Here is a 24,145-nt window from a genome sequence, read left to right as displayed (position 1 = left end):
TTTTGTTCTTTAAGTATTCAACTCACGTGCCACTTTGGCTAAATCCATCCCGCCAAAATTACCCGAGCTCATCAGCAAAAGGTTTGTCTGGCGAAAATCCAGCCCTCTTAAGTATTGCTCAAGAGTAGAGGCATTGTCAAAAAAAGTAAGCTTATCATTATTAAATGCTGTTTGAACATCTATTTCAGTGAAAGGCTTAATTTTTTTTTGTTGAAATGTTTTTATATCTATATATACGATAGGATTCTCTGCACGGATCATCGTATCTGCATATTGCAGTAAAAAATTTTTATTTAAACTACTAAATGTGTGTAATTCTATACAAGCTACTAATTTTCTTTCCTCAAATTGCGACTTTACCGCCTCAATTGTAGCTTTTAATTTTGAAGGGGAGTGTGCGAAATCCTTATAAACATTTGTATTATTCTCTGCATTTAACAGCTCCAGCCTTTTAGATGCTCCTTTAAATGAGGTAATTGCCAAATTAAAATCATTTTCACTGATACCAATTTCTTTACAAACCAATTTCGCAGCACTTAAATTCATCAGGTTATGATCACCAAAAACTTTCAGTGGCAAATTTTCAGGCAGTAAATAAGTTATACCATCGTTAACGCGGTGTGCAGGAATTTCGTATCCGGTTTTAACAATTTCTTTAGGATTATTCCTCACAAGAGTACACAATTCCTGATCAGTCGAAGCATAAAATAACTTCCCTCCAGGCATGATGGTATCAATAAAAAGTTCAAATTGGTGCAAATAATTTTCAAAAGTAGGAAAAACATTTACATGATCCCAGGCTACCCCGCTGATTACTGCAACATTTGCTTTATAAATATGAAATTTTGGTCTTCTGTCAATCGGAGAAGCTAAATATTCATCTCCCTCGATAATAATTACAGGGGCTGCTTCAGTAAGACGCACCATCGTATCAAATCCCTCCAGTTGTGCGCCAACCAGGTAATCGAAATCTTTTTTGTAATAATTAAGTACATGCAATATCATCGAAGTAATCGTCGTCTTACCATGACTACCGCCAATTACAACTCTCAGTTTATCCTTAGTCTGCTCATAAATATATTCAGGATAAGAATAAATCTTTAGCCCAAGTGCCTGCGCCCTGAGTAATTCAGGATTATCAATAAGGGCGTGCATTCCTAAAATAACCGCATCAAGATCAGCGGTGATTGATTCCTCATGCCAACCCAGTTTTTCAGGTAAAATCCCATGTCTGGAAAGTCTGCTTGCCGATGGTTCAAAAATTAAATCATCTGAACCGCTTACAATAAAACCTTTCTGATGCAAAGCTATTGCCAGGTTGTGCATTGCACTTCCCCCAATAGCTATAAAATGTATTCGCATTCTCAAATATTAAAAAAAAAATAAAGTAATTAAAATACTTTTATTTATTAAGCCTTTTTAAAACGTGCGGCTACCCACTCTCCGATCTTCTTATGATTCAGGTAATTTATGCCAGATGGCGTACAAGCATCCTTAATCATTTGAAGGTCCGGATCTTCATAAAATCCACTAAAAAATATTTCACCACCGCTTTTTAAAACGCTGGCATATACAGGAATCTGATCCAGTAAAATATTACGATTGATGTTCGCAAGGATCATATCATACTGAGCAGCGGGAATGACTTCTTTCCCACCGCATAAAGCAGTAATATGAGTAATGTTGTTCAGAGCAGCGTTTTCTTTAGCACTCAGATAACAAACTTCATCATTATCAATAGCTACTAAATCTGCAGCTCCCTTTTTAGCTGCCAGGATAGCTAATATAGCTGTCCCGCAACCCATATCAAGAATATGCTTTCCGGTCACCTCAGTTTCCAGAATATACTGCATCATCATAGTTGTAGTTTGATGATGACCAGTTCCAAACGCCATTTTCGGATCAATGACGATCTCATATTTATATTGCGGCTGAACAGGGTGAAAAGTTGCTCTTACATAGCAGGTTTCGTCGATAATGAGTGGTTCAAAATTCTTCTCCCACTCTTCATTCCAGTTTTCTGCAGCAATTTCTGTTACGGTATAATTGTAGTCGAACTCTCCTTCAAACTGAAGAAGAGATCTGGTTAAGTTTTCTTTACTATAGCTATCGAAATCAATAAAAGCAGAGAAACCATTTTCGGTATCTTCAAATGTATTGAATCCAATTTCAGCCAGCTCACTGATTAATAAATCCTGTTGATATTCCTGGATAAGTGTAAAGCTGAAGGTGACTTGTATATACTGCATTAAGAATTAAAAGTTTTAACAATATCTGCAAAATCACGTGACTTAAGAGAAGCGCCTCCAATTAATCCACCGTCAATATCTTTTTGTGCGAATAATTCCGGCGCATTTTTAGGTGTACAGCTACCTCCATATAAAATTGAAGTCTCTTCAGCAGCATCTTCCCCATATTTACCAGCAACTTCTGCACGTATAAACTCATGTACTTCCTGAGCCTGTTCAGCAGTGGCAGTGAGTCCGGTACCAATAGCCCAAACTGGTTCATAAGCGATTACAACTTTTGTAAAATCTTCAGGACTCAGGTGGAACAGGCCATTTTCTAATTGTCCTTTAAGGATTTCAAAGAAATTACCATTGTTTCTTTCATCTAATGTTTCACCAATACAGAAAATAGGTATTAATTGATTCGCTAAAGCAATATTAGTTTTATCCGCAAGTAAAGCATCGCTTTCTGCAAAATACTGACGACGTTCTGAATGTCCGACAATCACATATTCACAACCAGCTGATTTGATCATTCTGGCTGAAATTTCACCTGTGAAAGCACCACTTTCTTTTTGGTGGCAATTCTGAGCACCAATTTTAACGACATCACCTCCTAATTTTGATAAGCTGTTCAAGTGAATGAACGGAGCACATATGATAGCTAGCTGATCGCCTTTTTTTTCATCTCTTACGATGTTAACGATTTCTGAAAATAATGAAATACCTTCTGCATAGTCTGTATTCATTTTCCAATTTCCTGCTACTATTTTCTTTCTCATAATTAAATCTAATATTATTTTAACTGTAATCCTATTTCAATGGCACTTAACCCGGATTTTGACGCTTAAATTAAGTTACTATTCCTCAACTATACCTATAGCCGATAAAAGTACACAAACTCTCCTAAAAAGATCTATAAATTGAAGTTAAATCAAAAATCGATGACAATATATCTTTTTCTATCTGATTAAACTCAACATTTTTACGTTCATATACTTTTTCTGCCGTTCCGAACATCTTTTCAAGGCTATAAACAGCCAGGCTATCACATCCACCCCAGGCAAAATCCGGAATAAAGTTCTTCGGATAGCCCGATCCGAACACATTTGCACTCACACCAACCACAGTACCCGTATTAAACATGGTATTGATCCCACATTTCACATGATCTGCCATAATTAAGCCGCAAAACTGGAGTCCGGTCTGTCTGAATGCAGTTTTTTCATAATCCCACAATTTAACATCGGCATAGTTATTTTTCAGATTGGAATTATTGGTATCCGCCCCGATATTACACCATTGCCCCAGCACGGAATTGCCCAGGTACCCTTCATGCCCTTTTGCAGAATATCCCCAGATCACGGCATTGTTAATCTCGCCGCCTACCGTACTAAAAGGACCTACAGTAGTTTGCCCGTAAATCTTGGTTCCCATTTTTACTCTGGAACCTTCTCCCAAAGCAAAAGAACCTCTGATATGCGTGCCTTCCCATACCTGCGTATTTTTACCCAGGTAAACAGGTCCGGTTAACGTATTAAAAGTGGAGCATTCTGCTTCCACTCCTTCTTCAATAAAAATCTGATCACCCAGCACCGTATTGGTTGCGCTTAACCTGGCTGAAACCCTGCCTTGAGTTAAAAGGTCAAAGTCAGCCCTGAGCTGTACATCATTATTTCTGAATATATCTTCAGGAAATACAATACGTGTAAAAGAACCGCTATAAGAAACAGGACGCAGTAAAGCAACCTGCGCTAAACTAATGATTTCACCCGGATTAACTTTGTAAGCTATAATCAGTTCTCTCTGAACGAGTACTTCACCACTATGCAAAGCAGCAATCGCAGCAAAAAGACTTTCGTCCGGGCAAACAGAACCATTGATGTAAGTGTCCGCATCATTGCGGGTTTTATATTTTGCAGTAAGATAAACCGCAGTACAGAATCCTGGAACAGCTGATGTATACTTTTCCCATTTTTCAGCTATGGTTAATATTCCGACCCGCAGATCGGCCACAGGCCGCGTAAAAGTGAGCGGCCTTAAAGATAAAGCAGTCTGATCATCAAATAAATTAATGTTCATTTGTGTTGTTATTGTTTTACAAAGAATTTGCAGAGCGCAAACTCTTATTATATATAATATAAGCAAAAATAAAAAAAGTCCCGAAGCTGAGCATCGGGACTTTATAATAATTTCTTATAACTGTAGAATTATTTCTTAGCGTAACGAGTTTTAAATTTATCGATACGACCAGCTGTATCTACCAGTTTCATTTTACCAGTATAGAAAGGGTGAGAAGTATGAGAGATCTCTAATTTATAAAGAGGGTACTCGTTACCATCTTCCCAAGTCACAGATTCTTTAGTTTCAACACAAGATTTAGTTAAGAAAGAGTATTCGTTAGACATATCTTTAAATACTACGAATCTATAGTTTGAAGGGTGAAGATCTTTTTTCATAATGAATATATACTTATTTGTACTTATTTGTCGCTTATTTTGAAGGTTGCAAATATCCTAATTATATTTTTTATTTACAAGCATTATTAAAAAATTATGTACTATACTTTTTTCTGGTCTCAATTTTTTGTAGTTGCCTGCTAATATATTCATCTGCAATCACTTCTGCCGAAGGCAGTTGAGACCTGCTGATCAGTAAAGATTTTAATCTTTCTTCATTCACATCTGTGCGGTATAATATCTGCATCATTTTAGCAATGTCATTATCCAGCAACCAGGAGAAAGCATGCACCATTTTCACTCTTAATTGCTCCGCAGACAGTTTTTGTTCCAGTTCGAAATCATTTCCTATAATGCTGCAAAGTACTTTCATATCCTCCATTCCGTCATTTTTTTATTTCCTGACACAATTCGATCAGTACTCCATTTGTGCCTTTAGGATGCACAAAGCAGATCAGCTTATTGTCAGCCCCAAATTTAGGTTCTTCATTCAACAGTACAAAGCCCTCATTTTTTAGTCTTTTCATTTCCTTATAAATATCATCCACATCAAAAGCAATATGATGAACCCCCTCTCCTCTTTTCCCAATAAACGAAGCGATCGGACTATCCGCGACAGTGGCAGCCAGCAATTCAATTTTATTCTCACCCGTACGAAAAAAGGCCGTATCAACCCCTTCAGAAGCTACAGATTCCTTTTTATAAGCAGTTGTGCCCAGCAGCTTTTCATACAGCAAACAAGACGCATCGAGGTCTTTTACTGCAATACCTATATGTTCAATTTTATTCATGGTCTATCTAAACGTTAAGCGAATGTAAAAATGCATGTTTCCACCCGATGTTCATAGCTGCTTCTTACATTCTTTGGCAATCTTTTTTTGTACATTTGTATATTAAAAGAATAAATTACATACAATGGAACTTCCTATTTATCTAGATAATAACGCGACAACCCCCCTTGATCCAAGAGTGCTTGAAGCAATGCTGCCTTACTTCACTACGAAATTTGGTAATGCTGCAAGCCGTAACCACGCCTTTGGCTGGGTTGCAGAAGAAGGTGTTGATTATGCGCGTGAGCAGGCTGCCAAGCTGATTGGCTGTACTGAAAAAGAAATTATTTTCACTTCAGGAGCTACAGAAGCAGACAACCTTGGTATTAAAGGTGTGTTCGAAATGTATCAGGATAAAGGTAATCATATCATTACCGCAACTACAGAACATAAAGCAGTACTGGATACTTGTAAACACCTGGAAAAGTTAGGTGCAAAAGTTACTTACCTCTCTGTAAAAGAAGACGGCTTAATTGATCTTGCTGAATTAGAAGCAGCAATGACTGAGCAAACTATCCTGGTTACGATTATGTACGGTAACAATGAGATCGGTGTTGTTCAGCCTGTCAAAGAAATTGCTGCAATTGCACATAAATCTGGTGCATTGTTTATGACTGATGCCACTCAGGCTGTAGGTAAAATACCTGTAGATGTAAATGCAGACGGAATTGACCTGCTTGCTTTTAGTGCACATAAAATGTACGGACCTAAAGGAGTTGGTGTATTATATGTACGCCGTAAAAACCCAAGGGTTAAAGTAACCGCACAAATGGACGGTGGTGGTCATGAGCGCGGCATGCGTTCAGGAACGTTAAATGTACCTGGAATTGTTGGTTTAGGTAAAGCTTGTGAATTGTGCCGTTTAGAAATGGACTCAGAAGCAGCCCGCCTTTCTGCATTGAGAGATAAATTAGAAAGTGCACTGACTGTAATGGAAGAAAGTTACGTGAACGGAAATACACAACATCGTTTACCGCATGTAGCAAATATATCTTTCAAGTATGTAGAAGGTGAAGGATTGATGATGGCGATGAAAGATCTGGCAGTTTCTTCAGGTTCTGCCTGTACTTCAGCTTCATTAGAGCCGTCATACGTTTTAAAAAGCTTAGGACTTTCAGATGATCTTGCACACTCTTCTATCCGTTTCGGTTTAGGCCGTTTCACTACCGAAGAAGAAATTGATTACGCTATTGAGAACACTAAAAAAGCAGTAAATCACTTAAGAGATCTTTCTCCGCTTTGGGAAATGTTTAAAGAAGGAATTGATTTAAGCAAAATTGAATGGGCAGAGCATTAAGCTGCCTGCTGGTTCATCTATAAATAAAATATTAAAAAACAATCCTCTTTAACGAGAGGTTCAGAGGAAAATAAAATGGCATACTCAGAAAAAGTAATGGAACACTATACCAACCCCCGTAACGTTGGTACATTAGATAAAAACAGTAAATCAGTAGGTACAGGTTTAGTTGGCGCACCAGAGTGCGGTGACGTGATGCGTCTTCAGATTGAAGTAGATGAAAACAATGTAATCACTGATGCTAAATTTAAAACATTCGGATGTGGTTCTGCAATTGCTTCTTCCTCTTTAGCAACAGAATGGCTGAAAGGTAAAACTGTAGATGAAGCGATGACGATTGACAACATGGATATCGTAGAAGAATTAGCATTGCCGCCAGTAAAAATTCACTGTTCAGTATTAGCAGAGGATGCGATTAAATCAGCAATCAATGATTACCGTGTTAAAAATGGCATGGAACCAATTGCATTGCCTAAATCACATCACTAAATTTATACCTGGGCTTAATTTAAACAATAAAGCATATGATCACGATCACAGATAAAGCTAAAACCAAGATTGATAACTTAATGCAGGAATCTCAGATGGATACGACTTACTTTTTACGTGTTTCAGTAAAAGGTGGTGGTTGTTCGGGTTTATCCTACAATCTCGATTTTGACAACGAGGAGAAAACAGGAGATCAATTTTTTGAAGATAGAGGAATCCGGATCGCGCTGGATATGAAATCATTTTTATACCTGGCTGGTACAGAACTTGACTTCACAGATGGAATAAACGGTAAAGGATTCAATTTCAATAACCCAAATGCAAGCCGTACTTGTGGTTGCGGGGAAAGTTTCTCCGTTTAACCTGACAGGAGATATGAAAAGGGCACTTTAGGGTGCCCTTTTTTGATTTAAGCTAATTTTACCGTTATTTATAAAAACACCTATTGTGTTTTTAATGTAAAAAAGTTTATTATTGCCATCGCAAAAAAATAAATATGGTATCATTCAATGAGTTTTCTACGGTTCCCGGCTTATTAAGAAACGTAGTAGAAAATATTCACAAGCCTGAAGAAACATTCTTAATTCATAAAAAGAATAATGAATGGGAGCAGATCTCATTTAAGCATACTTTGGACACAGCCGATGCGGTAGCTGCATTTTTTTTATCAAAAGACGCAGTTAAAGGTGACAGAATGGGACTCATGATTGAGAATGGTCCCGATTATGTATATTATGACCAGGGAATTCAGCAAATTGGTGCTATTAATGTATCTATTTACCCTACCCTCTCCGAACAGGAAGTCGAATATATCATTAATGACTCCGGAATAAAATCCATCCTGATTGGTAATCCATTTCTTTATAAAAAGATATTGAAGATCGCAGACAATTGCAGAAATCTTCAATACATCATTCCTGCTTTTGCGGAATATACTAAAACGACTGTTCCCGAAGGCCTGAATAAAACTATTATCAGTTTTGAAGAACTGATCAGGCAAGGTAAAGAACTCGTTTCTACCTACCAGGTTAAAATCAAAGCAGCAAGGGCTACTGTCCGTCCTTCAGACACTTCTTCCTTAATCTATACTTCAGGTACAACCGGTACACCAAAGGGCGTTATGCTTTCTCACAGCAATTTCGTGGAGAATGTAAAAGTTTGTTTGCAGCAGATCCCGATTATTGACGAAACAGACGTATTCTTATCGTTTCTTCCTTTATCCCATGTTTTTGAAAGAACAGCAACCTATCATGTATGCTGCGCACAAGGCTGTAAAATTGCCTATGCACAAAGTCTGGAATTACTGGCAAAAAACATGGCCGAAATTAAACCAACGGTGATGAGCTGTGTACCCCGGTTATTAGAGCGTATCCATGATAAAGCCATCAAAAGCGGTACAGCTGAAGGTGGTCTGAAAGCTAAAATATTCTTATGGGCACTGGAAACAGGACAAAACTACCGTTACAAAATTGAAGCTGGTAAAACACCAGGTTTAGTACTTGCTGTAGAAAAGAGAATTGCGGAGAAACTGGTATTCAGCAAAATAAAGGAGAAAACCGGTGGAAGATTAAAATTTATGATTTCCGGTGGCGCAGCACTTCCTAAAAATGTAGGTGAATTTTTCGGTAATCTGGGCATTAAAATACTCGAAGGCTTTGGCTTGACTGAAACCTCTCCGGTGATGTCGGTTACAGAATATGACAGACAGGTTTATGGAACCGTAGGCAGGATTATCCCGGGCATAGAGGTCGCTATCCAGCACATTGAGACTAAAGAAATGATCAGCATACAGACCCATGAATCTTTTGCAGCAGATTTTGAGTGTGCAGAAGGTGAAATTATAGTTCGCGGGCATTGTGTAATGCAGGGTTATTTTAATAAACCGGCAGAAACTGCTGAAGCAATTGATAAAAACAACTGGTTCCATACGGGCGACATTGGCCGTTTCTATAAAGGGAATCTTCAGATTACTGACCGTTTAAAAAATATGATTGTCAATGCTTACGGAAAGAACGTTTATCCTACCCCGGTAGAAAACATCTATCTGAAAAGCCTTAAAATAGATTCCCTGTTTTTAATTGGTGACAAAAGAGAATATCTGACCGCGATTATTATCCCGAACAGAGAAAGCTTGCAGGAAAAATTCAACCTGCCGGACGCTTACTTTCTACAACCCGATACTTTTATCAATGAACCAGAAATTATAGACTGGATCGGACAGGATATCAGGAAATTATCAAATGAGTTATCTAAGTTTGAGCGGATCAAGAACTTCAGGATTAAAAGAAACCCATTCAGCATTGAAGAAGGTGAGATCACGCCTACCATGAAAATAAAGCGTAAAGTGGTCGAAAAAATCTACGCTGAAGCGATCAATGAGCTCTATACAGAAGCCGTTGATGCCGATTAAAAATTCTAAAAAAAAACAGCCTCTAATTTAGTATTTTTGCAGCTGCCTGAACATAGCGTTCAGGCAGCGATGAATTAGAGCTTATCCGGCAAAAGCCGAATATATAACATATTATGAGTACAGGATTATCAGAATTAGAAATACTGCGCAGAAATGCGCTTACTCAGTTACGTGAACTGGGCATTGATCCATATCCGCCTGAAGGATATGAAATCAATACAAACGCCGCCGATATACTGGCCAATTACGAAAATAATAAGGACGCTTATCAAAAAGTAAGTTTTGCAGGCAGAATCATGACCCGCCGTATTATGGGAAGTGCAGCTTTTGTAGAGATACAAGATGCAACCGGCCGTATCCAGGTTTATTTAAAAAGAGACGAACTTTGTCCTGAGGAGGATAAAACACTTTACAATACAGTTTTCAAGAAATTATTGGATCTTGGTGATTTCATCGGGATTAAAGGTTATGTCTTTACCACACAAACTGGTGAAATTTCAGTACACGTAACCGAATTCAAATTACTTTCTAAATCACTAAAACCGCTTCCGATCGTTAAACGTGACGAAGACGGGAACATCTTTGATGGTTTTACTGATCCTGAATTAAGATACAGACAACGCTATGTAGATCTGACCGTAAATCCGGACTTTAAACAGATCTTTATCACCCGTTCTAAGGTAATCAATACCATGAGAGCCTACTTCGATGAGCAGGGCTGGATGGAAGTGGAAACACCTATCCTGCAAGCTATCCATGGTGGAGCAGCAGCACGTCCGTTTAATACGCATCACAATACCTTAGATATGCCTTTATACCTGAGAATTGCGAATGAGTTGTATTTAAAAAGACTGATCGTTGCTGGTTTTGATGGCGTATATGAGTTCGGAAAAATGTTCAGAAATGAAGGCATGGACCGTACGCATAACCCGGAGTTCACTTCCATGGAAATCTATGTAGCCTACAAAGATTATATCTGGATGATGGGCATGGTAGAAAACTGTCTGGAAAAAGTAGCTGTAGCCACTCACGGTTCACCGCTTGTTAAAGTTGGCGAACATGAGATTAACTTTGCAGGGCCATATGAGCGGCTGACCATGTATGAATCTATTCAGAAATATACAGGAATCGATGTTTCAGCAATGACTGAAGAACAGCTTAAAGAAACTTGTAAAAGCCTGAATATAGAGATTGATCCTTCTATGGGCCGTGGAAAACTGGTTGATGAATTATTCAGTGAAAAAGTAGAAGCTAATTTAATCCAGCCTACTTACATCACTGATTATCCGATAGAAATGACTCCGCTGGCTAAAAAGCACCGTAGTTCAGAAGGTCTGGTAGAGCGGTTTGAGCTTTTTGTAATGGGTAAAGAAATTGGAAATGCCTATACAGAGCTGAATGATCCTATTGATCAGAAAGAACGTTTTGAAGAACAGTTAAAACTGGCTGCAAGAGGTGATGATGAGGCCATGGCAATGGATGATGACTTTATCCGTGCCCTGGAATATGGTATGCCTCCAACTTCAGGTTTAGGTATTGGTATTGACCGTTTGGTGATGCTGATGACTAACCAGTCTACGATTCAGGAAGTTCTTTTCTTCCCGCAGATGAGACCGGAGAAAAAAGCAAAAATCACCACTGATGAGGATTTTGTAAACGCAGGTATCCCGGCAGACTGGGTTCAGGTGATCCGTAAAATGGGTTTCAATACGATAGAAGATTTAGCGGGAGCCAATGCAAACAAAGTATTTAATGATTTAGGCGGTATGCGTAAAAAGTTAAAAATTGAGTTGCCAATGCCGACCAAAGAAGAGGTAACCGCCTGGTTCTCTTAACATAATCATAACAAAAACTTAAAGGCCTGCTGTATTGATTTACAGCAGGCCTTTCCTATTTTTAACAAACAATAAAAATTGAATGTTATGAATAATTCAAGTCTGGAGATAACTGAAAACGAATACTGCATAAAATTAAGTAAAGATGCCTTTGATTTGTCCCTGATCCGTCAGCTTATCAAAAGAATTCAATCTGAACAATTGTTTTTCAGCAGAAAAAAAGAAGGTATGGAAGATGACATTATCAGCCGTGGCGCAATGGAAACTATTGACGCTTTCGACAATCTGAATGATAAATAAAAAAAGCCACATGATGTGGCTTTTTTTATTCTTTGCTGTTAATTCCTGATAGACTATCTGTATCTTACTTGTTGCTGCTTATCCATCAAGCCCAGCTGATCTTTCATTTGTTTGATCTGATCTGCCAGTAATTTATTTTTATCCGCTTTCTTGGCTTCTGTCAGATAAATCTGAGCTTCTCTTTTATTACGTTTACCCATCGCAATACCAGCTAAACTTAATTTAGCAAGGGCGATATTATGATCCATCTGCATCCCTAATGCCAAAGCTTTCTTAAAATATTTCTCAGACTGCATGGGTGCTTTTCTCGATTCAATCAAACCAATCAGCAACTGATAATAACCATGCTGAGGTCTGATCAATTGTGTTTCATAATTTGTTATTCTATTTAAAAAGCTTTCCGCTTTAGGCATATCATCTTTACGTAAAAACCATTGTGCAAGCAGCATGTTCTCGTTGTAGAAAAAAGTAGCTACGATGAGTATACTAATCAATACAGCTAAAACTCCCCAACCCCAAAAACCGAAAATCATAAGTGCTACCGCACCCCCCAGTATCACAAAAGCTGCGATAAGTCTTACTATGTTTGGCATATCTATTTTTAATTATTTCGTGCAAATATCGTGTTTATATACCAAAAATCAGATTTAAATTTAAAACAGATGCTAAAAATATTTATCTCATTCTGATGCTTATCTTTGTTAAAACCTGACCAGAGTCATCCTTCAGCAAGGAATAATAATTCTGGTCAGGTTTTAACACCAAAACTAAAGTCAAAATAAATATGCTAGATACAGCTGCCCGGGAAAAACTATTTGAATCTCCGGAAATGAAAGCACAATATGCTATAGAATATCCTGGCTACACACCCGATCCTGAGGCTGTAGAAAAGCTGAAATCATTGCTTCAGCATATAAAGGTTATGATCGTACTGGGTACCTGGTGCGGAGACTGCAGAAGACAAGTACCCCGGCTGTATAAAGTTCTGGACCAGGCCGGTTTTTTAGCAGAACAAATTACACTGATCTTTGTTGATGAATCAAAAAAGGCAGCAGATGGCTTAACCGATCACCTGAATATAGACAAGGTTCCCACTTTCATCTTTACCGAAAATGAACAAGAGATCGGCAGAATTACAGAATCTCCCTTAGTTACGCTGGAAAGCGATATGATTGAAATACTCACTAAATAAAATATAAATGTCAGCAGCATTAGAACCAGGCTGGTTAAAAGTACTGGAACCTGAATTTGAAAAAGAATACATGAAAAACCTGAAAGCTTTTCTTTTACAGGAAAAACAGGCAGGAAAAACAGTGTATCCTAAAGGTGCAGATATTTTCGCAGCCTTTAACCATACTCCTTTTGACAAAGTAGAAGTGGTGATTTTAGGTCAGGACCCCTATCACGGAGATGGCCAGGCACATGGTCTTTCTTTTTCTGTACAAAAAGGAGTAGCGACTCCCCCATCTTTAAAAAACATTTATAAAGAGCTGGAAACCGACATCCAGGGGTTTAAAATGCCAAATCATGGTAACCTGACCCAATGGGCAGATGAAGGTGTATTATTACTGAACGCATCCCTTACCGTAAGGGCTCATGAACCTGGTTCACATCAGGGTAAAGGCTGGGAAGCATTTACAGATCAGGCGATCAGCCAGCTTTCAGCTCAAAAAACCGGACTGGTATTTTTACTATGGGGTAAGTTCGCACAACAAAAAGCTGCGTTGATTGATGAAAAGAAGCATACCATATTAAAATCTGCACACCCTTCACCATTTTCTGCTTATACCGGATTTTTTGGGAGTAAACATTTTTCGAAAACAAATGAAATTCTGATTGCTGAAGGTAAAAAGCCAATTAACTGGCAAATCAGCTAGCATTATATGATTAGCGCCTATTTAAATGATTCAATTTAAACAGGCGCTCATGGTATAATGCTAATTGCTTTTAATACTCTAAGGGTACAATCGGCTCTTTCTTAGTAGTTGACATGATCATCATCGTCTGAAAAGTTTTCACTACGCTGATTTTACTGATCTTGTCCATAATTAAACGCTCATAAGCTTTAATATCACTCACATATACTTTTAACAGGAAATCTGCCTGTCCGGTCACATGGTGACATTCAGTAATTTCTTTAATCTGGTTCACCTCATCCAAAAATATCTGGATCGTATTGTTCTTGTGGAAGTCCAGTTGCACCTGAATAAACGTTTTAATGCCTAAACCCAACTTCTCCTCATCCACTAATGCATGGTAACTCTTAATGAAACCGGACATTTCCAGTTTTCTTACTCTTTCTAAAGTAGGTGCTGGTGACAACCCAATTTCCTGCGATAAAAGCAAATTGGTTATTCTTCCGTTTTCTTGTAAAAGTTTAAGTATTTTAAAATCTATCTTATCTAGTTCTGCTGCCATTTTTCCGATCTTGAACCCAAAGGTAGAATAACAACACCTTATTTACCAAATTTAATTCTAAAAATAAACATAAAAATTATGCTTTATTTTATCTAATAATTTTTAGATTTACCTAAAACTATTATTAGGCCAACAAAATGCACTCATTTACTGAAGAGAATTACCTCAAAGTCATTTATCATATTTCCCAGACAGAGCCTGGCACCGTACAAACCAACGCGATTGCCAATGGATTGAACACCAAGGCGGCCTCTGTTACCGACATGCTTAAAAAGCTGGCAGATAAGCAATTAATTGATTATATTAAGTACCAGGGAGTCACATTAACTGAAAAAGGGAAAATCGCTGCAATTAAAGTCATCCGGAAACACCGTTTATGGGAAGTCTTTTTAGTAGACAAACTTAAATTCCGATGGGATGAAGTCCATGATATTGCAGAAGAACTCGAACATATTAATTCTTCTCTATTGGTGGAGCGCTTAGACGATTTTCTTGGTTTTCCGAAAAGAGATCCCCACGGTGATCCGATTCCTGATCAGCATGGAAATTTTGAACCCTCTGCACATACACATCTTCATGAAATTGCCACAGGAAAAAGTGGCATTATCATTGGTGTCAGTGAACATTCTTCTCCATTTTTAATTCATCTGGAGAAGCTGGGTTTAACCATAGGTGCAACCATAACTATTCAGGGAATTACCGCCTATGATGGTTCAGTAGAACTCGTAGTCAATAATCTGCCTGTCAATGTCAGCCGCAAAGTAGCGCAGCACATCCTTGTTAAATTAGAAGAAGCTGTTCATAATTAAAAGAATTTTTAGCTGATGAAGCAAACAGAATCGTTAAGCGAAGTACATCAAAGTGTAGACACCGGTAAGCGTACCGGATGGAGAAGGATATTATCTTTTATTGGCCCGGCTTACCTGGTTAGTGTGGGTTATATGGATCCGGGAAACTGGGCTACCGACCTTGCAGGAGGCAGTAAATTCGGCTATCAGTTAATCTGGGTACTGCTGATGTCGAACTTAATCGCCCTGCTCTTACAATCTTTAAGTGCAAGATTAGGTATCGTAAGGGGCCTGGACTTAGCACAGGCTTCCAGAAACGCCTATCCTAAATGGGTAAATGTTCCGTTATTTGGTTTAGCGCAGACCGCAATTGTAGCCTGTGACCTTGCAGAAATTATTGGTATGGCCATCGGTTTGAACCTGCTATTCGGTTTGCCGCTGATCTGGGGCATTAGTATTACTATTTTTGATACCGTATTACTTTTGTTCCTGATGAATAAAGGAATGCGGAAAATGGAAGTTTTCATTGTTTCCATGGTTTTCATCGTAGGGATTTCCTTTTTAGTAGAGATGTTTATTGTGGAGCCTTCCCTGAAGGAAATTGCCAAAGGACTGGAGCCTTCTGTACTGTCCGGACAAGCCCTTTATATTGCCATCGGTATTATCGGAGCTACTGTGATGCCCCACAATCTTTACCTGCACTCTTCGCTGGTTCAGACCAGGAAGTTTGAACGTGATGATCAGGGAATTAAGGAAGCCATCAAATTCAATTTTATAGATACTGCCGTTGCACTTAACCTTGCCTTCTTTGTCAATGCTGCGATCCTGATTCTGGCTGCTGCCGCCTTTTATAAAAATGGAATGCATGAAGTTGCAGAAATACAGGATGCCTATAAACTGCTTGGACATATATTTGGCGGCGTTGCCCCAGCTCTTTTCGCGATTGCATTGATTGCCGCGGGGCAAAGTTCGACCATTACTGGTACACTGGCTGGCCAGATTGTGATGGAAGGTCACCTGAACCTTAGAATACAGCCCTGGCTGCGCCGGTTAATTACCCGGTTGCTGGCCATTATTCCTGCTTTTTTCACTATCCTTTATTTTGGAAATGACGCCTTAAGCGGTTTACTGATTCTAAGTCAGGTTGTATTAAGTTTACAACTCGGCTTTGCGGTGATCCCACTGATCCATTTCACTTCTGATAAAAAAGAGATGAAAGGCTTTGCCATTAAGCTATGGGTCAAAATACTGGCCTGGATCAGTGCTGCCGTTATTGTTGCCCTGAATATTAAACTCGTTATAGAAGAAATTTCAGGCTGGGCAACCACCACACATGGATGGTATATCTATGGGTTGATTATTCCTGTGGCTATCCTGATTGGCCTGCTTTTACTTTATGTTTTTGTTTATCCGATGCTCAGTTCCAGCATAAAGCACCAGAAAAATATCCCTCACGGAAATGCAATGGCTATTGATCCTGTCGATCATATCCATTATATCAGGATAGGTATTACCGTCGATTTTTCAAAGAATGACCTGAACACGATCCGCCATGCACTGATCCAGGGCGGTAAAAAAGCAGATTATCATTTAATCCATATTGTTGAAACTGCCGGCGCCCAGTACCATGGAAAAGCTGCGCTCGATCATGAGACAGTGAGTGATGCAGAAAACCTGAAGAAATATGGCCAGAACCTGGCAGAGCTGGGTTATCACGGTATTCCCCATATTGGTTTTGGCGGTACAGCACGTGCCATTGCAGAAATCACTAAAGCCAATGATTTACAGTTGCTGGTGATGGGTGCACACGGACATAAAGGACTAAAAGATTTAATTTTCGGAACTACCGTAGATGCAGTAAGACATAAAATTACCATACCAGTATTGGTGGTCAGATAACCCACCAGAATCTTATATCCTTTGTAAAATTCAGAAAGAATTGCCATAAATCGGCAATTCTTTCTGATATTAGCTGATTCTATGGCGACTGACATTCAAATAAAAAATAAAAGAGCATACTTCGATTACCATGTTGTTGATAAATACAATGCCGGACTGGCTTTGCTTGGAACAGAAATAAAGGCAATCAGACAAGGTAAAGCAAATATGACTGATGCCTTCTGCATGTTCATTGGCAATGTACTTTATGTAAGAAATCTTCATATCTCAGAATACAGCCACAGTTCTTTCCATCACCATGATATTAAACGTGACCGGATTTTACTGCTGCAAAAAAAGGAATTGAAAAAGCTGAAATTCAGAAGTGAAGAAAAAGGATATACGATTGTTCCGCTTCGCATTTTCACAAATGAGAGAGGTTTTGCTAAAATAGAAATTGCATTAGCGCAGGGAAAGAAAGACTTTGATAAAAGAGACAGCATCAAAGACCGTGAATCTAAACGTGAAATGGACCGGGCAATGAAAGGCTAAATTACCAGGCCTGGTCCCCTACCAGTGGTACGAATCTAAAGGTATCCAGTTCAAACTTTTCGTAGTCAGTCTCGCTGACACGGATTACCGTAACCATGGTCTGAGAATGTGCATCACCTACCGGGATCACCAGCATACCACCGATTTTTAACTGTTTCAATAAAATTTCAGGAACAAACGGCGCACCGGCAGTCACAATAATTTTGTGATATGGCGCATGTTCAGCTATCCCTATTGAGCCGTCACCAAAAAAGAAATTCGCATTATATCCCATTCCGGGCAATACTTTAAGGGTGTGTCTGTAAATACTTTCCTGTCTCTCGATGGTAAATACTTCTGCCCCCAATTCCATTAAAATACAGGTCTGGTAACCAGAGCCAGTTCCTATTTCCAATACACTGTCACCTTTGCTGATGTGCAGCAATTCACTCTGGTAAGCTACCGTATAAGGCTGAGAAATAGTTTGCCCGTCACCAATCGGAAAAGCAATGTCTTTATAAGCCTGGTTCCAGAAAGTTTCATCAAAGAAGAAATGTCGTGGTACTTTTCCAATTGCCCTCAGTACCCGCTCATCTGTGATGCCTCTTGATTTAAGATGCTCCACCAATTTCTTTCTTGCTCCTCTTTCCCGGTAATTATCTACAAACTTGTATGCCATTGATTTCAAAAATACTTCTTTGAAACCGATTTTTAAGGTTTTAATTGGATGAATTTAACCTCAATACTGTAAAAGCCAACAGATCAAATATTAAACAATAAACTTACCTGTTAATGAAAAGAATAAATCTTTCACTCAGGAAAGATAAAAAGGTAATTTTTTTTCAGTAAAACCTGGAATATTACTTAGGAATACAAATAAAAAAATCTGAAGCCGATTTTAATCACACAGGAAAAATAATATATATTTTTATATACCTAAATGAAAACTAACGACTTATGAAACAGGGATTACTCTCACTTTTATTCGTTTCTCTTTTTACCCTGAATGTCCGCTCACAATCCAACAGCACTTACAGCATTGGATTTAATGCATTCAGCTATCTCCAGCTTCCAGGGATAGAGAACCAGGACCCCCTTAAATATATAACAACCAAATTTAATGGCGGCCTGTTTAAAATCGATGACCGCCAGATCAATTATCGCTTAACCGGAAGGTTTATCGAGCAATCAGTGGACTTTAAAAGTAATTGTATAAACTGTAACCTGATCAATGGAAAAGTAACTGATTATGCGATTAAAATAGGATTTGAGAAAAACCTGAATTATTCCAATATACAACCGTATTTTGCCTTCGATATTGGCTATCGTTATAACCGCTTTAAAGGTTTAAGGGACTTTATTGACCTCCAGAGAACTATTGCGTTAACAGACCAGATGGAAACTATAAAAAACGGCCTGACTTTAAGCCCCGCATTAGGCATCCGGATAACTCCGGTCGAGCAGCTTTCTATTTTTGCAGAAGGCAGTTTTGACTTATACTTTTCCCATTTAAGAATACAGACTGTTGCACAAAACACTGCCGCCCAAAGAACAGAAACCTCTGCATCCAAAAAAGAATTTCTGCTCAGTCCGGTAACCGTAGGCTTGCAGTTTCATTTAGGAAGCAGGAATTAATTTTCAGTTTTCCTAATAAGGATCCACATCTATCTGTATAATTATCCCTTTAAAGGTGTTTTCTCCGTTAAAGTCTGCTATAGTTTGTTTAAGTGCGGCCTTAACTTTATGAATAGCGGTTGATTTATCTGATTTAATAATCAGTTGTTTGATATAATAATTTCTGATCCTGGAAACCAGAGGTTGTTCCGGTCCCAGTACCCGTGTTCCGAGCTGTGCTCTTAACATCGTTGCAAAACGCGCAGCTGCTGCATTGAGCAAATTTGAATCTTTATGTTTTACATTGATAAAAATCAGCCTGGTAAAAGGCGGATAATGAAACTGTCTGCGCTCAGCAATTTCATCCGTATACATTTCCAGGTAATTGTTGTCCACTACCTGTCTGATGATCCTGTGATCAGCATCATAAGCCTGTATACATACCTTCCCCTGTTTATCTCTTCTGCCAGCACGGCCTGCAACTTGTGCTAACAGCTGAAAACTACGTTCAAACGCTCTGAAATCCGGGTAATTCAATAAAGTATCCGCATTGATTACTCCGATCAGGGTTACATTATCAAAGTCAAGTCCTTTAGCGACCATTTGTGTACCAATCAGAATATCGGTTTTCTTTTCCTGGAAATCACCAATGATCTTCTGAAGACTATTTTTTGTTCTTGTGCTGTCTACATCAAGCCTTGCAATTTTTACTTCCGGAAAAATCAGGCTTAACTCCTCTTCTATTCTTTCAGTTCCAAAACCCTTTTGTTCAATATGTACAGAACCACAGGCAGGACAAATATTCATACTGCTTTCATGGTACCCGCAATAATGACAATGCAGCTTGCCACTGCTTTTGTGGAAAGTAAGGCTCACATCACAGTTTACACATTTAGGAGCGAAACCACATGTTTTACAAATCAGGATAGTCGCATACCCTCTGCGGTTCTGGAAAAGAATAACCTGCTCTTTTCTTTCCAGTGTTGCGGTGATATCATCAATCAGTACGCTGGAGAAATAAGAAACCATTTTCTTCTTTTTGGTTTCTCCGGCAATCCCTACCACTTCCTGAATTGGGAGTTCAACTCCTCCAAAGCGCTCACTCAGGGTAACTAAGCCGTATTTTTGATGAAGTGCATTGTAATAACTTTCTATTGACGGCGTGGCCGAGCCCAGGATAATTTTTGACTGGTGCAAATGTGCCAGGTAAACTGCGGCATCCCTGGCCTGATACCTTGGCGCAGGTTCATTTTGCTTGTAAGAGGATTCATGTTCTTCATCGACTACAATCAGTTTCAGATTTTTAAATGGCAAAAACACTGCAGAACGTGCACCAAGAACGATTTTATATTTACCGTTCATTACATTGTTCCAGATCTCCACCCTTTCATTGTCATTAAATTTCGAATGATATACCCCGATCGCATCTCCAAAATAACGCTTGATCCGTTCAACAATCTGTGTAGTCAATGCAATCTCAGGCAAAAGGAATAAAACCTGTCCGCCTTTTTCAATCGCCTGCTCAATCAATTTGATATAAACCTGAGTTTTACCAGAAGCAGTTATTCCATGTAATAAAACAACATCTTTGGTCAGGAACTCTGTTTCTATTTTTTCTAAAGCTGTATTTTGTGCCGGACTGAGCTTGAAATTAAGAATCATATCATCCGACTCCTCGTTCAGCCGGCTTACGGTTTTCTTTTGAAGGAAGAAGATCTCCTTATCCAGCAATGCTTTCAACGCTCCCTGTCCGCAACCACTGTCTTCCAGCAATTGCTGCCTTGATATTTCGATTCCGGATTTGGAAAGTTTAATATACATCAGCAGAGCATCCAGCTGTTTTGGCGCACGCTCCAGCACTTCGAACAGCTGTTTGAAATTCCCTTCTTCAAGATAAAAAGGATTCAGGGTAATATATGATTTTAATAAAGGTTTATATTTTTCAACAACCTCTTCCGCAATATGAACCACCTCTTTATCTAAAAGCGCACGGATCAGAGGAAATACTGTTTTCTGCCCTAATAACTTAGAAATCTGATCTACGGTCAGGCGTTTTTGCTTTTCCAGTGCAGTGATCAGTATATTCTCCTTATCGGTTAATTCAAGCTCTTCTAAAGAGACATCTTCCCTGATTATAATAATGGTCTCACTCGCCAGTTTTAATCCTGCTGGCAGTGCCGCAGACATCACATCCCCTTCATTACAGAGATAATATGCAGTCATCCAGTCCCAGAATTGCAATTGCATTGAGTTTACAACCGGATGTTCATCTATAACATCAATAATATATTTTGCCTGGTATAAGGCCGGAGCAGTCTGGCTGACACTTTTAATCAGTGCTGTATAGATTTTGTTTTTACCAAACTGCACAATGACTCTTTTACCAACAGCAGTATGTTCATTTAAGTCAAATGGAACACGGTAGATATAATTTTTTGAAAGAGAAAGCGGTAAAATGACTTCTATAAATAACTTGTCTCTTTCTGAAAAATCAATATCATTTAATTCCTGCATTTATCTGTTTTTTAAGGCGGCAAAGAATAGAAAAATCCAGCCTGTAATTAATAATAATCCTCCTAAAGGAGTAATAGGCCCCACAATATTTACCCAGCTTAACTGTAGTACCTCACGGGTAGCCAGCAGATAAAGTGATCCGGAAAAAAAGATAATCCCTACGGTAAAACTGTAATAGGCAAAATCAACCAGCTTATTTCTGAACCTGGCGAAGGTAGATAGAAAAAGTAAGGCAAAAGTATGATAGAACTGATATTCAACGCCTTTACTCCAGATGGCCAGCTGATCAGCAGCAACTACATTTTTCAGACTATGCGCACCAAATGCACCTAGTATTACCGCTACTGCTCCAAAGAAAGATGCAGTCAAAATTATTTTTCTATTCATTCAATTCGTCTTAATTCCAGCCCGGTAAAATTACGCAACCTAAATGCATTTTTGTTAATGCTATTTGTAAATTATTTATTTAAGCCAATACAGCTGCTTAAATAAAGGGGTTGTTACTGGCGCTCATCTACTTCCATCCCCAAAGATTAACAGCAATTTACCTTAAAAAACAGGGGCTTTTTGCAGTTTAGAAAAAATGACATTTCAATTGACATATTAACGTGGCCTCGTCGTATAAAACAGGTATTTAAAAGGGGTTAAATAGTGCCTTGAAATGACCTTGGAATGAGGTTGGGATGAGGTTGGAATGACCTTGCAATGACCACAGTCATTCCAACCTCATTCTAATGTCCCTTGAATGTCCTTGCAACACACTATTTAACTAAAAGATAACCAGTATTCAACCAGATCCGTCTCCGGTTCTGACAACCATCCATCAGAATCAGCAAGTTCTGCTCTCCAATCCTGTAAAACATCGGAAGAAAGCCTGTTTTAAGAATAAAATATCACCTAATGCGCAACAATTAGCTTAAATTTGTTAAACGCAAATGAAAAAGATATACCTCACCCTCTTTACTTTATTCGCAGCCATTGTGGGTATGGCCTACTTATATTTTTCTAAACTGAACAAGGAGACTTCCTATAAGGAAACTAGTCTGTATGCGGCAACAGCAAATTCCGGCCTTGTCTTCTGTATTCAGAATGACAAAAGCATATTCGATATTCTGAAAGGACAGGATTTCTTTGAAAAATTGCTTGGGCAGGATAAATTCAATCAGCTCAGTTTACTGAAGCGCACGCTAATAGCTAATCCTGCGGTCAATAACCTGGTAGGAAATAAAAATATTTTCATTAGTTTCTCTGCCGGAAAAAATAAAGAGATCGACTACCTGATCAGCACGCAGCTAAATGATGAGCTGGATAAACCAAAACTGTACAGTGCCATGCAATCCAAAGGGATTAAGCTGACTGCTGATAGTGGCCTGATGAAACTCGTCTTAAATGATAGTGCTGTGTTTTATCTGAACATCGAAAAGAACCTGATTCTCCTTTCTAACAGCCCTGCCCCTGTAAAAGCAGCAGCAAAAGTGGGTTCAAATGAAGAAAACAATCAGTTTGTGGCCTATATAAAAGCCAGTAATAAGTTCAAAAGAAACAGTTTAGGAAACTTATATATCGATTTCAATAAAATACCAGCTTTATTAAAATCAATGCTTCCAGGAAATCTGAATGGCAGCCTGTCTTTACTTCACCATCAGAACTCATTTGCTGCACTGAATTACAACTTTAGTAAAGAGCGGTTATTTTTTAACGGAAGTTCAGCACTCAATGATCAGAAAAACTATTTGAATCTTTTTGCAGTGCTGGCTCCGCAAAAAAACGACATTGATAACCTGTTACCAGAAAACACGGCTAATTTTAAATTGTATGCACTAACTGATTATAAAAGCTGGAGAAAAGGACTAAGCAATTGGTTTTTAGTAAACAAAGAAGCCCGGAAAATCAAAAATACAATCAACAGCTTTAACAATGAATATCATTTGGACGCAGAAAAAATATTTCCTGTTTATTTTCAAAATCAGCTGATCTCTTTTCAGCTTAAATCAGCAGAAAATATAGCAGCGATCAATCTGACCAATGGTGATAAAGTAAAACAATTGTTATTGGACATGAGTGATGATTACAATACAGCTATCAAAAGATTTAAGAAATCAGGACTTTTATATTGTTATTTCGGTGAACCTTTCAGGCCGTTCAGCAGGCCATATTATACTATAATTGATAATTATATGGTTTTTTCAAATCAACCGGGTGCTTTACAATCCTTTTTAAATGACTACCACAATAATAAATTACTGATTAATACCCCCGATTATATCAATGTATACAGTCAGCTTTCAAAAACGTCAAATGTGACTTATTATATAAATCGTAAGAATTCTGCTGACTTATTCAGAAGAACCATCTATACGCCGTATTATAACCATATGATCAAAAAAGAAGGACTGGAAAAGTTCAGCTCAATGATTTATCAGCTCAATGGTGACAAAGGTGCCTTTCAAACCAATCTCTTATTGAATACAATCCCGGAGGTCGTCACTGATACCCTTCAAAATTTAACAAATTAATAATCAGAATGTAGATTTTAAATGACCATATTTAAAGA

General features: G+C 38.4%; 25 protein-coding genes. 13 read left to right on the top strand and 12 right to left on the bottom strand.

Annotated elements, in window-relative coordinates; all coding sequences use genetic code 11:
• Positions 1-9: 9 nt before the first annotated feature.
• The 7 genes from murC to mce form a co-directional block, all read right to left on the bottom strand.
• The gene (gene murC, locus AB3G38_RS24455) at positions 10-1,362 is read right to left on the bottom strand and encodes a UDP-N-acetylmuramate--L-alanine ligase (RefSeq protein WP_367866306.1); all 1,353 of its coding nucleotides are present in this window, start codon (positions 1,360-1,362) and stop codon (positions 10-12) included.
• A 47-nt stretch (positions 1,363-1,409) separates the two neighbouring features.
• A complete protein-coding gene (gene prmA, locus AB3G38_RS24450; protein WP_367866305.1) occupies positions 1,410-2,249 on the bottom strand; it encodes a 50S ribosomal protein L11 methyltransferase in 840 nt (279 codons plus the stop codon).
• Positions 2,249-3,010 (bottom strand): triose-phosphate isomerase, encoded by a 762-nt coding sequence (tpiA, locus tag AB3G38_RS24445; RefSeq protein WP_367866304.1) that lies wholly within the window; start codon positions 3,008-3,010, stop codon positions 2,249-2,251. Before tpiA ends, prmA begins: the two co-directional genes overlap by 1 nt.
• A gap of 124 nt (positions 3,011-3,134) precedes the next feature.
• Entirely contained in the window at positions 3,135-4,310 is a 1,176-nt protein-coding gene (locus tag AB3G38_RS24440) for a putative sugar nucleotidyl transferase (protein ID WP_367866303.1), read from the bottom strand.
• Between the two features lie 128 nt (positions 4,311-4,438).
• A complete protein-coding gene (locus AB3G38_RS24435; RefSeq protein WP_041884831.1) occupies positions 4,439-4,687 on the bottom strand; it encodes a type B 50S ribosomal protein L31 in 249 nt (82 codons plus the stop codon).
• Between the two features lie 94 nt (positions 4,688-4,781).
• Positions 4,782-5,069 (bottom strand): hypothetical protein, encoded by a 288-nt coding sequence (locus AB3G38_RS24430; RefSeq protein WP_367866302.1) that lies wholly within the window; start codon positions 5,067-5,069, stop codon positions 4,782-4,784.
• A gap of 4 nt (positions 5,070-5,073) precedes the next feature.
• On the bottom strand, positions 5,074-5,478 hold the full coding sequence (mce, locus tag AB3G38_RS24425) for a methylmalonyl-CoA epimerase (RefSeq protein ID WP_367866301.1): 405 nt from the start codon (positions 5,476-5,478) through the stop codon (positions 5,074-5,076).
• 124 nt (positions 5,479-5,602) lie between these two features.
• On the opposite strand from mce, the gene AB3G38_RS24420 reads away from it, so the two are divergent.
• The 6 genes from AB3G38_RS24420 to AB3G38_RS24395 all read left to right on the top strand — a co-directional run bounded on the left by AB3G38_RS24420 (position 5,603) and on the right by AB3G38_RS24395 (position 11,848).
• Positions 5,603-6,814: an IscS subfamily cysteine desulfurase gene (locus AB3G38_RS24420; RefSeq protein WP_367866300.1), complete on the top strand. Its 1,212-nt coding sequence runs from the start codon at positions 5,603-5,605 to the stop codon at positions 6,812-6,814.
• 75 nt (positions 6,815-6,889) lie between these two features.
• On the top strand, positions 6,890-7,303 hold the full coding sequence (gene iscU, locus AB3G38_RS24415) for a Fe-S cluster assembly scaffold IscU (RefSeq protein ID WP_068401521.1): 414 nt from the start codon (positions 6,890-6,892) through the stop codon (positions 7,301-7,303).
• 35 nt (positions 7,304-7,338) lie between these two features.
• Positions 7,339-7,665, top strand: a complete 327-nt coding sequence (locus AB3G38_RS24410; RefSeq protein ID WP_068401527.1) for an iron-sulfur cluster assembly accessory protein — start codon at positions 7,339-7,341, stop codon at positions 7,663-7,665.
• A 134-nt stretch (positions 7,666-7,799) separates the two neighbouring features.
• Complete coding sequence (locus AB3G38_RS24405) at positions 7,800-9,713, top strand: long-chain fatty acid--CoA ligase (RefSeq protein WP_367866299.1); 1,914 nt, start codon at positions 7,800-7,802, stop codon at positions 9,711-9,713.
• Positions 9,714-9,826: 113 nt separating this feature from the next.
• Entirely contained in the window at positions 9,827-11,548 is a 1,722-nt protein-coding gene (lysS, locus tag AB3G38_RS24400) for a lysine--tRNA ligase (RefSeq protein WP_367866298.1), read from the top strand.
• Positions 11,549-11,635: 87 nt separating this feature from the next.
• Entirely contained in the window at positions 11,636-11,848 is a 213-nt protein-coding gene (locus AB3G38_RS24395) for a hypothetical protein (RefSeq protein ID WP_367866297.1), read from the top strand.
• Between the two features lie 53 nt (positions 11,849-11,901).
• Here the strand turns inward: AB3G38_RS24395 and AB3G38_RS24390 are convergent, their stop codons facing one another.
• Positions 11,902-12,441 carry a DUF2892 domain-containing protein gene (locus AB3G38_RS24390; RefSeq protein ID WP_367866296.1) on the bottom strand — a complete coding sequence of 180 codons (540 nt, stop codon included), beginning with the start codon at positions 12,439-12,441 and terminating at the stop codon, positions 11,902-11,904.
• Between the two features lie 191 nt (positions 12,442-12,632).
• Here AB3G38_RS24390 and AB3G38_RS24385 point away from each other — a divergent pair, with 191 nt between their 5' ends.
• Both AB3G38_RS24385 and ung read left to right on the top strand, forming a co-directional pair.
• The gene (locus tag AB3G38_RS24385) at positions 12,633-13,040 is read left to right on the top strand and encodes a thioredoxin family protein (RefSeq protein ID WP_367866295.1); all 408 of its coding nucleotides are present in this window, start codon (positions 12,633-12,635) and stop codon (positions 13,038-13,040) included.
• A 7-nt stretch (positions 13,041-13,047) separates the two neighbouring features.
• The gene (gene ung, locus AB3G38_RS24380; protein WP_367866294.1) at positions 13,048-13,725 is read left to right on the top strand and encodes a uracil-DNA glycosylase; all 678 of its coding nucleotides are present in this window, start codon (positions 13,048-13,050) and stop codon (positions 13,723-13,725) included.
• 70 nt (positions 13,726-13,795) lie between these two features.
• Here the strand turns inward: ung and AB3G38_RS24375 are convergent, their stop codons facing one another.
• Positions 13,796-14,266: an Lrp/AsnC family transcriptional regulator gene (locus AB3G38_RS24375; RefSeq protein ID WP_041884810.1), complete on the bottom strand. Its 471-nt coding sequence runs from the start codon at positions 14,264-14,266 to the stop codon at positions 13,796-13,798.
• Positions 14,267-14,403: 137 nt separating this feature from the next.
• Here AB3G38_RS24375 and AB3G38_RS24370 point away from each other — a divergent pair, with 137 nt between their 5' ends.
• The 3 genes from AB3G38_RS24370 (at position 14,404) to smpB (ending at position 17,484) form a co-directional block, all read left to right on the top strand.
• Positions 14,404-15,075: a metal-dependent transcriptional regulator gene (locus tag AB3G38_RS24370; RefSeq protein WP_367866293.1), complete on the top strand. Its 672-nt coding sequence runs from the start codon at positions 14,404-14,406 to the stop codon at positions 15,073-15,075.
• Between the two features lie 15 nt (positions 15,076-15,090).
• Complete coding sequence (locus AB3G38_RS24365) at positions 15,091-16,953, top strand: Nramp family divalent metal transporter (protein ID WP_367866292.1); 1,863 nt, start codon at positions 15,091-15,093, stop codon at positions 16,951-16,953.
• A gap of 81 nt (positions 16,954-17,034) precedes the next feature.
• Positions 17,035-17,484, top strand: a complete 450-nt coding sequence (gene smpB, locus AB3G38_RS24360) for an SsrA-binding protein SmpB (protein WP_068401558.1) — start codon at positions 17,035-17,037, stop codon at positions 17,482-17,484.
• A 1-nt stretch (position 17,485) separates the two neighbouring features.
• Here the strand turns inward: smpB and AB3G38_RS24355 are convergent, their stop codons facing one another.
• On the bottom strand, positions 17,486-18,142 hold the full coding sequence (locus AB3G38_RS24355) for a protein-L-isoaspartate(D-aspartate) O-methyltransferase (RefSeq protein ID WP_367866291.1): 657 nt from the start codon (positions 18,140-18,142) through the stop codon (positions 17,486-17,488).
• A 278-nt stretch (positions 18,143-18,420) separates the two neighbouring features.
• On the opposite strand from AB3G38_RS24355, the gene AB3G38_RS24350 reads away from it, so the two are divergent.
• Positions 18,421-19,098 (top strand): hypothetical protein, encoded by a 678-nt coding sequence (locus AB3G38_RS24350; RefSeq protein ID WP_367866290.1) that lies wholly within the window; start codon positions 18,421-18,423, stop codon positions 19,096-19,098.
• Positions 19,099-19,110: 12 nt separating this feature from the next.
• Here AB3G38_RS24350 and priA read toward each other — a convergent pair whose 3' ends face one another.
• Together priA and AB3G38_RS24340 are read right to left on the bottom strand one after the other, a co-directional pair.
• Positions 19,111-21,591 carry a primosomal protein N' gene (gene priA / locus AB3G38_RS24345; RefSeq protein WP_367866289.1) on the bottom strand — a complete coding sequence of 827 codons (2,481 nt, stop codon included), beginning with the start codon at positions 21,589-21,591 and terminating at the stop codon, positions 19,111-19,113.
• Positions 21,592-21,978, bottom strand: a complete 387-nt coding sequence (locus AB3G38_RS24340) for a DUF423 domain-containing protein (protein WP_367866288.1) — start codon at positions 21,976-21,978, stop codon at positions 21,592-21,594.
• Between the two features lie 548 nt (positions 21,979-22,526).
• Between AB3G38_RS24340 and AB3G38_RS24335 the strand changes: the two genes are divergently transcribed.
• Positions 22,527-24,107 (top strand): hypothetical protein, encoded by a 1,581-nt coding sequence (locus AB3G38_RS24335; RefSeq protein WP_367866287.1) that lies wholly within the window; start codon positions 22,527-22,529, stop codon positions 24,105-24,107.
• Positions 24,108-24,145 lie beyond the last annotated feature (38 nt).

This window comes from Pedobacter sp. WC2423, assembly GCF_040822065.1.
Classification (GTDB): domain Bacteria; phylum Bacteroidota; class Bacteroidia; order Sphingobacteriales; family Sphingobacteriaceae; genus Pedobacter.
The sequence above is the reverse complement of the archived record's forward strand: the minus strand, read 5'-3'. Positions and strand labels throughout refer to the sequence as shown.

Excerpts from the sequence above, each read along its gene's own strand:
- murC (WP_367866306.1), bottom strand. The coding sequence starts at position 1,362 with ATGCGAATACATTTTATAGCTATTGGGGGAAGTGCAATGCACAACCTG.
- prmA (WP_367866305.1), bottom strand. The coding sequence starts at position 2,249 with ATGCAGTATATACAAGTCACCTTCAGCTTTACACTTATCCAGGAATAT.
- tpiA (WP_367866304.1), bottom strand. The coding sequence starts at position 3,010 with ATGAGAAAGAAAATAGTAGCAGGAAATTGGAAAATGAATACAGACTAT.
- AB3G38_RS24440 (WP_367866303.1), bottom strand. The coding sequence starts at position 4,310 with ATGAACATTAATTTATTTGATGATCAGACTGCTTTATCTTTAAGGCCG.
- AB3G38_RS24435 (WP_041884831.1), bottom strand. The coding sequence starts at position 4,687 with ATGAAAAAAGATCTTCACCCTTCAAACTATAGATTCGTAGTATTTAAA.
- AB3G38_RS24430 (WP_367866302.1), bottom strand. The coding sequence starts at position 5,069 with ATGGAGGATATGAAAGTACTTTGCAGCATTATAGGAAATGATTTCGAA.
- mce (WP_367866301.1), bottom strand. The coding sequence starts at position 5,478 with ATGAATAAAATTGAACATATAGGTATTGCAGTAAAAGACCTCGATGCG.
- AB3G38_RS24420 (WP_367866300.1), top strand. The coding sequence starts at position 5,603 with ATGGAACTTCCTATTTATCTAGATAATAACGCGACAACCCCCCTTGAT.
- iscU (WP_068401521.1), top strand. The coding sequence starts at position 6,890 with ATGGCATACTCAGAAAAAGTAATGGAACACTATACCAACCCCCGTAAC.
- AB3G38_RS24410 (WP_068401527.1), top strand. The coding sequence starts at position 7,339 with ATGATCACGATCACAGATAAAGCTAAAACCAAGATTGATAACTTAATG.
- AB3G38_RS24405 (WP_367866299.1), top strand. The coding sequence starts at position 7,800 with ATGGTATCATTCAATGAGTTTTCTACGGTTCCCGGCTTATTAAGAAAC.
- lysS (WP_367866298.1), top strand. The coding sequence starts at position 9,827 with ATGAGTACAGGATTATCAGAATTAGAAATACTGCGCAGAAATGCGCTT.
- AB3G38_RS24395 (WP_367866297.1), top strand. The coding sequence starts at position 11,636 with ATGAATAATTCAAGTCTGGAGATAACTGAAAACGAATACTGCATAAAA.
- AB3G38_RS24390 (WP_367866296.1), bottom strand. The coding sequence starts at position 12,441 with ATGCCAAACATAGTAAGACTTATCGCAGCTTTTGTGATACTGGGGGGT.
- AB3G38_RS24385 (WP_367866295.1), top strand. The coding sequence starts at position 12,633 with ATGCTAGATACAGCTGCCCGGGAAAAACTATTTGAATCTCCGGAAATG.
- ung (WP_367866294.1), top strand. The coding sequence starts at position 13,048 with ATGTCAGCAGCATTAGAACCAGGCTGGTTAAAAGTACTGGAACCTGAA.
- AB3G38_RS24375 (WP_041884810.1), bottom strand. The coding sequence starts at position 14,266 with ATGGCAGCAGAACTAGATAAGATAGATTTTAAAATACTTAAACTTTTA.
- AB3G38_RS24370 (WP_367866293.1), top strand. The coding sequence starts at position 14,404 with ATGCACTCATTTACTGAAGAGAATTACCTCAAAGTCATTTATCATATT.
- AB3G38_RS24365 (WP_367866292.1), top strand. The coding sequence starts at position 15,091 with ATGAAGCAAACAGAATCGTTAAGCGAAGTACATCAAAGTGTAGACACC.
- smpB (WP_068401558.1), top strand. The coding sequence starts at position 17,035 with ATGGCGACTGACATTCAAATAAAAAATAAAAGAGCATACTTCGATTAC.
- AB3G38_RS24355 (WP_367866291.1), bottom strand. The coding sequence starts at position 18,142 with ATGGCATACAAGTTTGTAGATAATTACCGGGAAAGAGGAGCAAGAAAG.
- AB3G38_RS24350 (WP_367866290.1), top strand. The coding sequence starts at position 18,421 with ATGAAACAGGGATTACTCTCACTTTTATTCGTTTCTCTTTTTACCCTG.
- priA (WP_367866289.1), bottom strand. The coding sequence starts at position 21,591 with ATGCAGGAATTAAATGATATTGATTTTTCAGAAAGAGACAAGTTATTT.
- AB3G38_RS24340 (WP_367866288.1), bottom strand. The coding sequence starts at position 21,978 with ATGAATAGAAAAATAATTTTGACTGCATCTTTCTTTGGAGCAGTAGCG.
- AB3G38_RS24335 (WP_367866287.1), top strand. The coding sequence starts at position 22,527 with ATGAAAAAGATATACCTCACCCTCTTTACTTTATTCGCAGCCATTGTG.